15 protein-coding genes are annotated in these 13,665 nt (G+C 45.3%); 10 read left to right on the forward strand and 5 right to left on the reverse strand.

Features of this window, described 5'->3' with window-relative positions; translation table 11 throughout:
• Positions 1-7: 7 nt before the first annotated feature.
• From cobS to VX941_04270, 3 genes are all read left to right on the forward strand, one after another.
• Positions 8-883 carry an adenosylcobinamide-GDP ribazoletransferase gene (gene cobS / locus VX941_04260; GenBank protein ID MEE2932618.1) on the forward strand — a complete coding sequence of 292 codons (876 nt, stop codon included), beginning with the start codon at positions 8-10 and terminating at the stop codon, positions 881-883.
• Between the two features lie 16 nt (positions 884-899).
• On the forward strand, positions 900-1,529 hold the full coding sequence (locus VX941_04265) for a histidine phosphatase family protein (protein ID MEE2932619.1): 630 nt from the start codon (positions 900-902) through the stop codon (positions 1,527-1,529).
• Positions 1,530-1,833: 304 nt separating this feature from the next.
• The gene (locus VX941_04270) at positions 1,834-2,517 is read left to right on the forward strand and encodes a lipid-binding SYLF domain-containing protein (protein ID MEE2932620.1); all 684 of its coding nucleotides are present in this window, start codon (positions 1,834-1,836) and stop codon (positions 2,515-2,517) included.
• A gap of 6 nt (positions 2,518-2,523) precedes the next feature.
• Here the strand turns inward: VX941_04270 and cbiB are convergent, their stop codons facing one another.
• On the reverse strand, positions 2,524-3,510 hold the full coding sequence (cbiB, locus tag VX941_04275) for an adenosylcobinamide-phosphate synthase CbiB (GenBank protein ID MEE2932621.1): 987 nt from the start codon (positions 3,508-3,510) through the stop codon (positions 2,524-2,526).
• Positions 3,511-3,574: 64 nt separating this feature from the next.
• Between cbiB and VX941_04280 the strand changes: the two genes are divergently transcribed.
• Positions 3,575-4,471, forward strand: a complete 897-nt coding sequence (locus tag VX941_04280) for a hypothetical protein (protein ID MEE2932622.1) — start codon at positions 3,575-3,577, stop codon at positions 4,469-4,471.
• Between the two features lie 69 nt (positions 4,472-4,540).
• Positions 4,541-4,879, forward strand: a complete 339-nt coding sequence (locus tag VX941_04285; GenBank protein MEE2932623.1) for a four helix bundle protein — start codon at positions 4,541-4,543, stop codon at positions 4,877-4,879.
• Positions 4,880-4,881: 2 nt separating this feature from the next.
• Here VX941_04285 and VX941_04290 read toward each other — a convergent pair whose 3' ends face one another.
• Positions 4,882-5,595 (reverse strand): ankyrin repeat domain-containing protein, encoded by a 714-nt coding sequence (locus VX941_04290; GenBank protein MEE2932624.1) that lies wholly within the window; start codon positions 5,593-5,595, stop codon positions 4,882-4,884.
• Positions 5,596-5,638: 43 nt separating this feature from the next.
• Between VX941_04290 and VX941_04295 the strand changes: the two genes are divergently transcribed.
• Genes VX941_04295 through VX941_04305 form a run of 3 tightly spaced genes read left to right on the forward strand, consistent with a single transcriptional unit; the run spans position 5,639 to position 8,112 of the window.
• Entirely contained in the window at positions 5,639-6,958 is a 1,320-nt protein-coding gene (locus VX941_04295; GenBank protein MEE2932625.1) for a cobyrinate a,c-diamide synthase, read from the forward strand.
• Between the two features lie 4 nt (positions 6,959-6,962).
• A complete protein-coding gene (locus VX941_04300) occupies positions 6,963-7,427 on the forward strand; it encodes a YcgN family cysteine cluster protein (protein ID MEE2932626.1) in 465 nt (154 codons plus the stop codon).
• A complete protein-coding gene (locus VX941_04305) occupies positions 7,417-8,112 on the forward strand; it encodes a SprT family zinc-dependent metalloprotease (protein ID MEE2932627.1) in 696 nt (231 codons plus the stop codon). Before VX941_04300 ends, VX941_04305 begins: the two co-directional genes overlap by 11 nt.
• A gap of 10 nt (positions 8,113-8,122) precedes the next feature.
• Here VX941_04305 and VX941_04310 read toward each other — a convergent pair whose 3' ends face one another.
• Both VX941_04310 and VX941_04315 read right to left on the reverse strand, forming a co-directional pair.
• Positions 8,123-9,955 carry a PBP1A family penicillin-binding protein gene (locus VX941_04310; GenBank protein MEE2932628.1) on the reverse strand — a complete coding sequence of 611 codons (1,833 nt, stop codon included), beginning with the start codon at positions 9,953-9,955 and terminating at the stop codon, positions 8,123-8,125.
• Between the two features lie 120 nt (positions 9,956-10,075).
• Positions 10,076-10,576 carry an SH3 domain-containing protein gene (locus VX941_04315; GenBank protein ID MEE2932629.1) on the reverse strand — a complete coding sequence of 167 codons (501 nt, stop codon included), beginning with the start codon at positions 10,574-10,576 and terminating at the stop codon, positions 10,076-10,078.
• Positions 10,577-10,687: 111 nt separating this feature from the next.
• Between VX941_04315 and pabB the strand changes: the two genes are divergently transcribed.
• Positions 10,688-12,055 (forward strand): aminodeoxychorismate synthase component I, encoded by a 1,368-nt coding sequence (gene pabB, locus VX941_04320; protein MEE2932630.1) that lies wholly within the window; start codon positions 10,688-10,690, stop codon positions 12,053-12,055.
• A complete protein-coding gene (locus VX941_04325) occupies positions 12,052-12,855 on the forward strand; it encodes an aminotransferase class IV (GenBank protein ID MEE2932631.1) in 804 nt (267 codons plus the stop codon). Before pabB ends, VX941_04325 begins: the two co-directional genes overlap by 4 nt.
• Before the next feature lie 12 nt (positions 12,856-12,867).
• Here VX941_04325 and moeB read toward each other — a convergent pair whose 3' ends face one another.
• A complete protein-coding gene (gene moeB, locus VX941_04330) occupies positions 12,868-13,653 on the reverse strand; it encodes a molybdopterin-synthase adenylyltransferase MoeB (GenBank protein MEE2932632.1) in 786 nt (261 codons plus the stop codon).
• Positions 13,654-13,665 lie beyond the last annotated feature (12 nt).

Raw genomic sequence — 13,665 nt, forward strand, 5'->3', positions numbered from 1 at the left:
GTTTATCATGACCAAACAACAAGACTCACAAGAAAATGATGCCAAAACAAATGTTCCCCTTGATCTTAAAGAAAACGACACATCCTCGAAGAGTAGAGACAAAACGCGCCAAAACTTCAGAAAGGCAATTCAACTCGACCGACGTATTGGCGATCTACTACTAGCTACACAGTTTTTCACTCGCCTGCCCATACCGATTGATAGCGATACGGGGCAAAGACCGTTGGCCGAGTCAGCGTGGGCGTTTTCACTTGTAGGTTGTATTATAGGTGCAGCAGGGGGCGTAACTGCCTCTCTAGCTTCCAACCTTCCATCATATGCGGCAGCACTTCTCGCCGTTGCAGTAATGTGTGCCGTTAGTGGCGGTTTACATGAAGATGGGCTTGCCGACTGTGCTGATGGAATGTGGGGCGGTGTGAGTCCGCAAAAGAGAATCGCAATAATGCGTGACAGTAAAACTGGTGCTTTTGGCGTAATTGCAATTGTTACAGTGATAAGTCTTAAGGCAGCTGCGATTTCTAATCTATTGAGTGTCGGGGGTGAGCTGGCGGCGGCACTAGCAATCGTTGCGGCTGCAAGTGCCTCGCGAGGGTTTTTACCAATAGCAATGAGAGCCTTTCCTGTTGCCTCAGAAACGGGTCGAGCTGTTGAAGCGGGAAGCCCAAGTACTCAAGATGTTATCGTTGGAGGCATAATTAGTATATGCATAGCATTCACAATGATTGGCTTTAATACAAGCATTAATGGACTCATTGTAGGCAGTTTGTTAGCGGGTGGGTTAGGATATCTCGCAGTAAAACGTTTAGGCGGACATACCGGCGACGTATTGGGTGCACAACAGCAAATCCTAGAGACTGCTATTTTATTAGCAGCCACCCTTTAAATTTTTTGGGGGTTATATGGAGACAATTGTTACACGGTGGTGGTGGATTAGACATGCGCCAGTCTTTAATCCAAGCAACATAGTGTATGGCCAAATGGACCTAGATGCCGATGTGTCAGATACAAAATCCTTTAAGCGTTTAGCAGAAATATTACCATCTGAAGCCGTTCTTGTGACATCAGACCTTAAACGCACGGTTTTAACTGCTGAGGCGATAGTGCGGGAGGGAGCCAATCTGTCAAAGGCTATTGAAGAACCGGCTCTTCGTGAGCAACATTTCGGCCTTTGGCAAGGAAAACAACGAGACCAACTTGGCGATACTTTCAATAATAAGATGCATAACTTTTGGATAGCGCCTGCCTTCGAAAGGGCGCCAAAGGGCGAGAGCTTTGCAGATGTAGTGGCCAGGGTTGCGCCCGCGATTACAAACATAACAACTAATTATGCGGGAAGTGATATTATCTGTGTGTCACATGGCGGGACAATACGAGCGGCCATAGCCATTGCCCTAGGGCTTGGTCCAGAAAGAGCTTTATCAATAACGGCCGCAAACTGCAGTCTTACTCGGCTTGCCCATATTGCTGATAGAAAGTCAAATACAGGAGTTTGGAGCATTGAAATGATAAACTTCGATCCGTCTATTTAATATACGTGTAAAAATAAAGTCTTTGATCCCCATGTGATATAAAAGCAGCGATCATGAATGTGGTACACGCTAGCTTAAGGCCTACTGAAAAAACAAAAACATCCATCTAAATTTTGAATGATTTCTTTAGACTTAAAGATAACACCTACAAGATGTGGCAGTTTAAACAGAAAAATTGCAACCAGCAGTATTGCACGTTTCTTCGCAAAATCTTCCCGTTTTATTTCATTGAGGTGCTAGAAACGATTTAAAAATCTGGCTCTAATCAAATAGTCAGGTAATCTTACCGAAGGAGTTTATTCACATGAAAGCCATCGTCCCAATAGTAGCCATTACAATAGCGTTTATTTTCCCACTGCCTCAAACCTCATTAGCTGGCATGGAGGAAGACCAGCTGGTCTCAAGAGCACATTTCACAATTCAACGAATGGCGAAGGATGAGAATATTGGACAAGACATCCGCAATATCATTCAGCGCGCTAGGGCGGTAATGATTTTTCCTAATGTTTTAAAAGGAGCATTCTTTGTTGGAGCGGAGGGAGGAAATGGTATTTTAATGGCTAAGGACTCTAATCAAAATTGGGGGTACCCTGCTTTTTTTACCATGGGTTCAGCGAGTTTTGGGTTACAGTTTGGTGGCCAGTCTCAAGAAATTTTGTTGCTAATAATGTCAGATAATGGCTTGGCTTCGATACTTCAGAATGAGGTTAAACTTGGCGGTGATCTCAGTGTAGCAGCTGGGCCAGTAGGCGTTGGTGCTGGGGCCGCCACCACCACAAACTTAAGCGCAGACATATATTCGTTTTCCATAAATCAGGGTGCATTTGTAGGCGCTAGCGTTGAAGGAGCAATAATTCATCCACGACAATCAAAAAATAAATCCTATTATGGAAGCGAGAAGGCAACAGCAGAAGAAATAGCTCTTAAGGGTCGATACCAGAATGTCCAGGCTAATGCTTTGCGCTCGTCACTACGCAATTTACGCTGACCACCCCTAATCTAGAACCAGCCAAAGCGCCAATACGAAGAGGCCATTTAAGCAACACGCAGCAACAAACAAATTAAGAGACTGTTTTATATCAACAGGTAATAATTCAAACCTACCATTCCCGATCCACACACCCTCCTGCAAACCACCTTTGTAAACACGTGGGCCCCCGAGTGCGTAGTTAAGTGCTCCTGCCATCGCGGCCTCAGGCCAGCCGGCGTTGACGGAGGGATGTTTCGATGCATCGTTCAGAATAAAACGAACAGCCCGCAGGGGTTTACTCCTCGGGAACACACACGCTGCAACGATAATGAGAAGCGCTGCAAAACGCGCAGGGATCCACATTACTACATCGTCCAGTCTCGCTGCTACTCGACCAAACATATTGTATCGCTCATTGCGATAGCCAATCATACTGTCCATAGTATTGACCGCCTTGCAGAAAAAGAGACCTGGAAGCCCGAAGATCAGGTACCACAAAGCGGGAGCTACTACACCGTCGGCAAAATTTTCTGACAACGACTCTATAGCAGCCCTTGATACGCCACCTTTATCAAGACCCGCTGTATTACGCCCAACGATATGAGCAACTGTTCTGCGGCCTGCCTCTATCCCATTTTTTTCAAGTTCTATACTTACCGAACGAACGTGGTCGTATAAGCTTCGCTGAGCCAATAGAAAGGCAATTAATATTAATTCCAAAGCCCAAAGGTTATACAGAGCTATAAATATTTGCAGGCCCCAGCCCATGATTATTACAATGATTGCAATCACTACCGTCAGTAAAGCTCCCCGTGCCAAACGTGCCAAGTCGCCTAAACTATTATGATTAAGTTTGCGCTCACCAAATTCTATCACATTACCCAGAAGTGATATTGGATGCGGTATAATCCGAAATATTAAACGCGGGTCGCCTAAAAACGCATCTAATAGCAACGCCAGCGCTAAGAGAAAAGTACGATCCGAAAAGACATCAGTAGCCCAGAGCTTCATTAATGATTATACGTTTCATTCAGAATTTGCTTTTAAAAGCGTTTTGAACAGAACTTACACCCAAATGCATTTTGATGAATATATCACAGTTGATTGGAGTTCTGCTAGTTCACCTCAGACCGGGCCAAACAGCATTTGGATCTGTGCATTAATATGGCGCCCAGAAGCACCGCAGAAAAGTAAACTTCACAATATACCAACCCGATCAGCAGCTACAGAATGGCTCAGAGGCCATCTTTACTCCTCCTCCCAAGCTGGCAATCGAATTCTTGTTGGATTTGACTTTCCATTCGGTTATCCCGCTGGAACTGCCTCAGCTCTTGGTATGCAGGGACCGCAATGGAGGAACATATGGCAACTTCTATTCGAAGGCCTTTCGGACAACCAGAACAACCAAAATAATCGGTTTGACCTCGCAGAGTATCTTAATCAACAGATCACCGGCGAAGCTTTTCCATTCTGGGGAAATGTACGGGATGAAAAGCGAAAATATCTCCTACGCCGCGGCCGCCGCCCACATGAACAAAATGACGTCGCAGAACGACGTTTAGTTGAACAACTTGTCCCGAGTGCTCAGCCTGTATGGAAATTGGCAGGGGTGGGTTCGGCAGGCAGTCAAGCACTTACTGGAATACCTGCAGTGTGGTCGTTACGCTTTGATCCTCACCTCGCAAGGAAAACACGTATTTGGCCATTTGAAACGGGTCTACAGATCGAGCCTTCTGCTCAAATTATTATGGCAGAGATCTATCCATCAATCTTTCCTCTTCACCCAATCAAGGGAAAACCAAAAGATGCCGCACAAGTGACCTCTGCAGCACAAGCCTTAGCTATCGCGGATGTTAATAATCAGATTGATTCGTTTTTTGGTGGGCTTTCAGGTTTAAACAGAGGGGATAGAACAAAAATAGAAAATGAAGAAGCATGGATTTTGGGTGTTTCAGACCACTTCAAAAAATGACTGGCATATGCAGTTATAGGTTGTACATTTAGACTTCTGTTCTAGATATTTCAAAAAACGTTGGGAAAAATGGATTTTCGCGACCTTGATGCCCTTCATACCGCACATGACCTGCTAATTGAGATATACGATATTAGCCAGTCATTCCCCGCTGACAATCAGTTTACTTTGGGTGCCGCAATTTGCGCCACAGCATTGGAAATACCAGCTATTTTAGCTGAGGGATGCGGCCAAAAAAACGATTGCGCATTGAAAAAATCGATTTCAAAAGCCATGGGTCTTACCTGCCGACTGGAATACTTCATCTTGGTTGCGGGTCAACTCGGCATTGTTGACGAAGAAAACTTAGCTCATTTAACCGACCTTTTGGAGGCACTAAAAATAGAACTCAATAAATCCTCTGCCTAGGGTCAATTGCTTGATCCGATCTGGCTCAACACTCTTATTATTTCTTGATTACGCTGCATTTGGGCCCAGTCTAGGGGGCTACGTCCGGTATAATCACGTATCGATAAATCTGCATTATTTTCAAGTAGGAGTTGGACTATTTGTATGTGACTTTCTTTGACCGCCATCATCAATGGTGTCACGCCCTCTTTATTCTGGCGGTCAGGACTGGCTTGTACACCCAATAGAAGTTGCGCAATTTCATACTCTCCGAGTTCGGCCGCCCAGCTTAAAGCTGTTCGGCCAAAGTCATCCATGATATCGGGCCGCGCACCAAACTTTATTAAGGTTTCAACAATATCAAAATGTCGTCCGATAGTTGCCATCATTAAGGGGGTGCGCCCGTCTTCCGAAAACTTTACATTCGGGTTGGCGCCCGATTTCAAGAGATAGTCCACAGACTGCCAATCTCCTTGCTGCGCCGCTCCAAACAGAGGACTTAAGCCTACTTTCTGTAATTTTATTCCCATTTGCGCTTGGGCTTGAGACAAAGAAATTGTAAATGTACCACATATGATCATCGCCAAACTTAAAGCTGAGACAACACTCAAGTTCCAGAAATTTGGCCGAAAGTAACCTAATTTTGATGCGCAAGATCGACCTCGGTGTATAAGAAAAAAAGGTATCCAATCATAAGCAAAACTGTTGCTGTCAAGTTTCGTCATTTTACTCGACATTCTTTTGCACTCCCAAAAGCGTAGTTAGATGTTAAAATAGGCCATGAAAAAAAAATCTTCTGGCCTAATAATCGCCGCACCTGCAAGCGGCAACGGTAAAACGATTATAACGCTTGGACTAATTCGTGCATTGAAAAATAATGGCTATGTTGTAGCTCCGGCAAAAATTGGACCTGATTACATAGATCCAAGCTATCTAGCTGCTGCGGCTGACATGCCATGCCTAAACCTAGACCTGTGGGCAATGAGGTTGGAGACCATTGCAGGGCATTGTTTCAGCCTCTCCAAAGCAGCGCCACTCATAATTTGCGAGGGCGTGATGGGATTATTTGATGGCACGTGCAATGGCAAGAATTCCACCGCTGATCTTTCAGCAACAACGGGTTGGCCTGTGATTTTAGTTGTAGATGTAAAAGGGCAGGCAGCTTCTGCAGCGGCAGTGATAAGAGGTTTCGCAAACCATCGGGATGATTTCGACTTATGTGGAGTGATATTCAATCGTGTCGGCAGCACAAAACATCGCCAATCTATATCTAATGCAATGAAAGAAACCCTCCCAAGCATCCCAATTTTAGGTTTTGTGCCAAAGACTGTTAGCATGCAACTAGCGGAACGGCATTTGGGTCTAATTCATGCGTCCGAAACGGGTCAGATGTTAGAGTTTCTGTCCGCAGCAAGTGAACTTATAGCAAACAGCATTGATCTAGGAACTCTTGCCAGTCTCGCTCAAGAGACAAGGATCGAAATGCGCGAGAAAAAGTCTGCCCTAGCTCCAATCGGGCAACATATCGCAGTTGCAAGGGACGCAGCATTTGCATTTTTATACGACGCGCTTTTACAGGATTGGCGAAATCAAAATGCCGAGCTCTCGTTCTTTTCACCTCTTGCCAATGAAAAGCCGTCGAGCCATGCAGATGCGATCTACTTGCCTGGTGGATACCCCGAGTTGTATGCAGAACAACTTGCCAGTAATGGAGATTTTCATGCAGGACTTCGATCCGCAGCATCAAAAGCTTTTGTTTATGGCGAATGTGGCGGCTTTATGGTGCTCGGAAAAAGCATAATTGACAGATGTGGTAAAGGCCACCACATGACTGGTCTTTTGCCACTCGAGAGTAGTTTTGCAAACCCAAAGTTACATCTAGGTTACCGCGAGGTAAAGAGCTGCTCAGACACCCCGTTCGGTTCTGTGGGAAAAAGGTTCCGGGGACACGAATTTCATTACTCCACCGCGACAACACTTGATCCAGACATAGGAAAATTATTTTCTTGCACCGACTCCGCCCAAAAACCCCTGGAGTCTTCAGGCCTGATCTCAAATAACGTCGCAGGCTCATTCATTCATCTCGTAGATGAGGCCTAGAAAAATGGCTCCCTTCTGGAAACGTAAGAAATTATCCAATATGTCGGTGGCAGAATGGGAAGCCATTTGCGACGGGTGTGGATCCTGTTGCCTACATAAAATACAAGACGTAGATACCGGTGATATTGCATTTACTAACGTTTCCTGCCACCAACTCGATCTTGAGACTTGTAAGTGTTCTGATTACTGTCGACGTCAAGAAAGTGTACCAGACTGCATAAATCTTAATCACCATAATATTCAGAAACTCGAATGGTTGCCAAACACCTGCGCCTACCGATTGCTGGACGAGGGCAAGGAGCTTTTCTGGTGGCATCCCTTAGTATCAGGCGATCCCGAAACGGTTCATACGGCAGGAATATCTGTACGCGGAAAAGGTATTTGTGAGAATGACGTCGAGGACATTAAAGATCACATAGAAAAATGGCTTGTAAAAGCAGCAGATCCCATAAATCAAGATGACAGATAAAATTATTGCACAGAAAGATTACGAAAGCTCTGTAATCATCCGTCATGCGGTAAACGCAAAGCGCATATCACTTAGAATTGATGGCACAATCCGACGAGGAGTTCTCGTGCTACCACCGAATATTTCAGAAGAAGAGGGACTAGAATTTGCCAATAAAAATAAAGAATGGCTGAATGAGCAAATCGCACGTCTTCCCCGTTTTGTGCCCTTTCATGATGGTGTGACGATTCCTTTCCGAGGCAAACCACTGATTGTCAGGCATGGTGGAAACACACGCGGTTTAATCAAATTTGACGGGGATCGATTGATAGTATTTGGTAGGCAAGAACATTTTCGGCGACGGCTAACAGACTGGCTAAAAAGCCAAGCTCGCTGCGAGATAGGTCAATTGGTGACAAACAAATCATTGAAAATTAGTTGCAAGGCAGGACGCATTTCCATACGAGACCAAAAAGGGCGATGGGGGAGTTGCTCCTCCAACGGTAATTTAGCCTTTAGTTGGCGCCTCATTATGGCGCCAAGTTTTGTTCTTGACTATGTTGTCGCTCATGAAGTGGCTCATTTGGTCGAGCACAATCATTCTCGCGCGTTTTGGAATGTTGTTAGGTCTCTTACAAACCATACAGACGGCGGGCGTATTTGGCTCAAGCACGAAGGCCTTCAGCTGCACCGCTATGGAAAATAACTTTAGTTTATTAATCTTTTCCAATAACACCAGGTAATCGGCGGTATGGTAGGTCTCGGTGCGCATCCTCCATTATCATTTTCCAGAGTTGTGCCGGCAGTGAGCCACCGGTCAGACCTTTAGTTGGTTGGCCATTGTCATTGCCCATCCAAACACCTGTAACATAGTGACCTGTATATCCAATGAACCAAGCATCGCGATAGCCCTGAGTAGTTCCGGTTTTCCCAGCAGCGGGCGGCTTGATACGTGCTGCTTTTCCCGTGCCCCAATCCAAAGCAGCGTGCAATAGATCATTCATGACAATGACATCTCGATCGGCCACTACTTGAGTCGATATACCGCTTGAGCGACTATATATATTGCGACCATCAGGTGTGCTTATCCTTTCAATGCCGAATGGCTCAACTGCACGCCCAGCATTTGCAAATGTTGCATAAGAAGCAACTAATTCGGATAGCCTTATTTCATAAACCCCAAGGGCTAGTGATGGTTTAGACCCAAGCTTACTGGCAACACCAAGCCGCCGCGCCACTTGAACAACTTTGTCACGACCAATCTTCTCCGCTAACGCTACCGCAATAGCGTTGGAAGAACGCGCAACACCCTCACGCAAGGTCATAGGCCCCAAATGCCGACGGTTATAATTACGCGGTTTCCAACCCTGCACTGCAATTGGCATGTCTTTAACACGCTGATCCGGATCCATCCCACTTTCCACGGCAGCAAGGTAGACAAATAGTTTAAATGCAGAACCCGGCTGTCTCCGGGCTTGAGTCGCGCGATTAAATTGACTGAAGTCGTAATTGCTCCCGCCCACCATAAGGCGAATAGCGCCATTAGGTGATAGAGTCAGGACTGCTACTTGACCCGCTCTTTTCTCTTTCGCAAAACTCATAACAGCAGAAGTATGTTTTTCCGCTGCCCTCTGCAACGTCGGGTCGAGTGTTGTATGAATTATAACATCATTGTCGAAACCGCCCAAAAAACCCTCTGCCTGACGCAAAACCCAATCTGCAAAATAACGGGTCCCGGAACGTGGTACCCTCTTATTAATAGTAGCCACCGATTGACGAAATTGACTGTGCGCTGCTTGCTCCGACAACCAACCGACGGCAGCCATGTTTCTTAAAATCTGATTAGCACGCTCGGCCGCACGTTTGGGGTATACAGTAGGATTATAACGACTCGGCGCCTTCAAAAGCCCCACTAATACCGCCGATTCGTAAAGCCCTAGCTTACTCGATGATTTGCCAAAGTAATGTCTGGCCGCGGCATCCACACCATAAAGACCAGCTCCGAAGTAAGCTCGATTAAGGTAAAGTGTGAGTATCTCGTCTTTAGTAAAATGATATTCGAGCCAGAAAGCTAATAATATCTCGCGGATTTTTCGCGATAGCGTACGCTCCTGTGTCAAAAATAAGTTCTTCGCCAATTGTTGAGTGATGGTACTACCACCCTGAAGGATACGACCTGCATTTATGTTTCGGCCCAGTGCCCTGAGAATGCCGATAAGGTCAATACCCAGATGTTTGTAAAAGCGCCTGTCTTCAGTCGCCAATAGAGCATTGGGCACTGTGATTGGCAGATTTCTCAAAAGGACCGGTTTTCCATGCCGGTTGCCGAACTGAAAAATAGGGCTTCCATCAACAGCTAAAATTCTGACTTCTGCCTTCCTATAGGAAGCTTTCTCCAAATTCGTAATATTTGGCAGGCTCAAAGCCGCAAAAAGAAGACCTCCTAATACAGCTGCTGTGCTCCAAAATAAAAACTGCGTTATATAGAGCTTATATCGCCACCGTTTTTTTTTACTAACAGATCGGCTTTTTTTGCTTTTGCGTGCCATTATAATTCTTTCAAAGAATACAATTGTTTCTAGATCGAAATGAAATATCGGATCTCAAATACGACCTTGAAGACATGTCCTAGACTCATCAATATTCCACTGGACAGAAAGCAATACAAACTACCGTATGGTTTCTTTTGGATATAGACCCCAGAGGCCTTTTCGGCGAATCCAGCCTTCATGGTCATGAGCCGAAACATAACACCAATCTAAATCGCATCTTTTAACGAGAACAATCATCTTGGTTGAAAGTCTAGCGATTGCGGGAGCACTATCGCTTGGCCGGCGGCGCATGGTTTTTTGAACTCCGGTGAGTATTAAACTTCTTTTGTATTCGAGCATAGCACGGTGGACCCATCCTTCACCACCTTCCCAATCACGTATCTTCCTCCATGTATCATATTGTGCAATGACTTCTATCGGTGCATGACGCTGAACAAACTTCCATTTTACGGGATAGCGAACTCCTGGCCCTGCCCGAACATTCACGTCATTTGCACGTATCGAAGCAAAGCGCTGAACGAGTTTGCCTTTCTTGGCTTTTTGTGCGGACACCTCAATTGGACTAGAAATAACTATAGAACTAACAAGAAAAATATAAAAAAAGCTTTTTAAAATCATCTTCAACAACCCAAAATACGACACACCCATAGAAAAGCTATTGTCTGTATAGCATGTAATATATTTGCATACTGCAATGTTCGCGCCGCTCAACTAGCAAAGACCCAAATAATGAGTATAAAACCATTAACAATTGAAATTCCGTATCGCGAGCCTGTGGTTGCCTTTTCTCCTTTTGCGGCCAGTCCACATTCTATCTTCCTTGATTCGCCGGAAGGCTTAGGTCGCTACGCCTATTTTGCGCCAGCTCCAGAAGCGCTAGAGGTGGCCATAATAAACGGTTCAGACAACCCGTGGGACCGAATCAATGATCGATTAAACAATATAACTCTAGACCCGATCGAGAATTTACCACCATTTCAAACGGGAATTATGGGATATTTGGGATATGAAATGGGTAGGCATCTCGAACGTATCCCCCCCCCTCCGGCAGACGGAACAAACCTTCCAGAAATGATTGTTGGAGCATATCATCTTGTGGCAGCTTTTGACACCAAAGCTAAAAAAGCTTGGGTGATTGCTACCCCAACTCCCGGGAAAAGTGCCAGTTATACGGCTTGGCGAGCATCCACCTTTGCAAAGGGGATTGCCAATGGACCAAAAAGCTTACCAGTGCCAATGGCGCCATGTGGAAAATGGGAACCCGATTTTGTCAAGACTGAATACAACGCTAAAATTGAGGCGGCTATTGAATACATAAAAGCGGGTGACATTTTTCAAACAAATCTAACGCAACGGTTTTGTATTTCTCGACCCCCCGGAATCTCAGCTTTTGAGTTATATCTTATACTCCGAGCCAGAAACCCTGCTCCCTTTGCAGCATTCATTAACTGCGGCCAAGGAAGAGCTGTCTTATCGGCATCACCAGAAAGATTTTTACAGCTCAAAGCTGACGGCTCAGTTGTAACTGAACCAATCAAAGGATCACGCCCAAGAGGAGCAAACCTCGAAGAGGATCAACGGCTAGCAACCGATCTAAAATTAAGTGAAAAAGACATGGCCGAAAACCTCATGATTGTGGATTTGCTTAGAAACGATCTTTCTAAGGTCTGCGAGATTGGGTCGGTGATGACACCGTCATTATTCAAACTTAAAAGTTTTGCTGAGATGCACCACCTAGTATCGACGGTTACCGGTAAATTGAAAAAGTGTGAAAATTCTATTTCCCTTATGAAAGCATGTTTTCCTGGAGGGTCGGTCACAGGCGCGCCTAAAATTCGTGCTATGGAAATTATTAATGAGCTTGAGGCCACACGACGGGGGCCTTATTGCGGTGCCATCGGTTGGTTTGGCTATAATGGAGCCATGGATTCGAGTATCGTAATACGTACATTAATTGTTGAAAAGAACTCTGTCATAGCTCAGGCTGGAGGGGGCATAGTAGCAGACTCCTCCCCCAAACTGGAATATGATGAAACTCTTCATAAAGTGCGCGCTCTACTGAGATGTTTAGATCCGGAGGATCATAGCGAGTTGTGAAATTTTGGTTTAATGGTGAAATTTTTGACACTGAGGACAAAGTTATTGCAGTGGATGACAGAGCGTTCATGCTTGGCGATGGATTGTTTGAGACTGTTTTAGCTCGAGATAAAGTCCCACTGCGCCTCTCTGCTCATCTACAGAGACTTCGACAAGGAGCGGAATTAATTGACTTGCAAATAGGTATAAATAATGAAGAGTTATCCTCTGCCTTCGCTCTAGTATTAGACGCAAATAAACTAGACGATGGAGTTCTGCGCCTCACTGTTAGTCGAGGTACTTGCCAACGTGGTCTTTTACCTCCCTCCCAAAATACACCATCTTTGGCAATAACAGTTAACCCAGTGCCCCCTTACAAAAGTGAGACAAACGCGATCATCTCTACCAGATTTCGAAGGGATGAATTATCTACTCTTTCGCGATGCAAAACGCTTAGCTATCTCGGTAATATCATTGCCCGCCAAGAGGCAGAGAGCTATGGAGCCAATGAAGCTTTATTGCTTAATACTCAAAAACGTTTAGCGGAGGCGACAATAGCCAATCTTTTCCTGGTGGTTGGCAATCGAATCTTCACTCCTCCTGTCACTGACGGCGCTCTACCTGGAATAATGCGTGGCGAGATCCTCGCCAAATTCGGAGCAGAAGAAAAGAAACTACCGGTAGATATCCTTGGTCAGGCAAGTGAAGGTTTCCTCACTAATTGCTTAGGGGTACGACCGTTGCTAAAGGTTGATGGGCAGACCATCGGAAACGGTAGAATCGGACCTATAACTTCACACTTGAGGAGCATTTTACCCTGACAGTTGGTGTTATCACACACCCAACGCACCTATGGTAGGTGAAGACCCACACAGTTTGCAGCCATCCTCACGCATAACTTTAAGTTTGGTAAACCGCCCATCCAGCCCGTTGTAAAGGACTAATTTGCCAGACAACCCTTCACCTATTCCAAGAAGTTCTTTTATGACTTCAGTCGCCTGCAAGGATCCCATAACTCCGGCAACAGCCCCGAAAATCCCGGCTTGCTCGCAGCGCGGCACAGTTCCAGGTGCAGGCGGACTTGGAAACAAACAACGATAACAAGGGTTTTTATCACCTGGAACAAAGGGTTTAAAAGTGGATAACTGTCCTTCAAAACGAAGCAATGCAGCAGAAACAAGGGTTTTTTTGGAAAAGAAACATGCGTCATTCAATAAATAACGTGTGGTAAAATTATCCGAACCGTCAACAACTAAATCAAAGTTATTTATCAGGTCGCTTGCATTATTGTTTGTCAATCTCATTCGGTAGGTCTCAACAGCAACCTCTGGATTAAGCTCAAAAATTGCTTCTCGAGCACTCATCACCTTGGCCGTGCCTACACCCTCTTCACGATGGATTATCTGTCGTTGCAGATTACTTAATTCAACTTTATCAAAATCAATCACGCCTATCGTTCCAACCCCGGCTGCAGCGAGGTAAAGCAGCACTGGAGACCCCAGGCCACCGGCTCCCACAATAAGAACCCGAGAAGTCAAAAGCTTCTCTTGCCCTTGTACCCCAACCTCGGCAAGAGCGGTATGTCTTGCGTAACGCTTTTCTTGGGATTTATTGAGAATCGTTACCACAGG

This window comes from Pseudomonadota bacterium (assembly GCA_036339585.1).
Taxonomy (GTDB): Bacteria; Pseudomonadota; Alphaproteobacteria; order UBA8366; family UBA8366; genus UBA8366.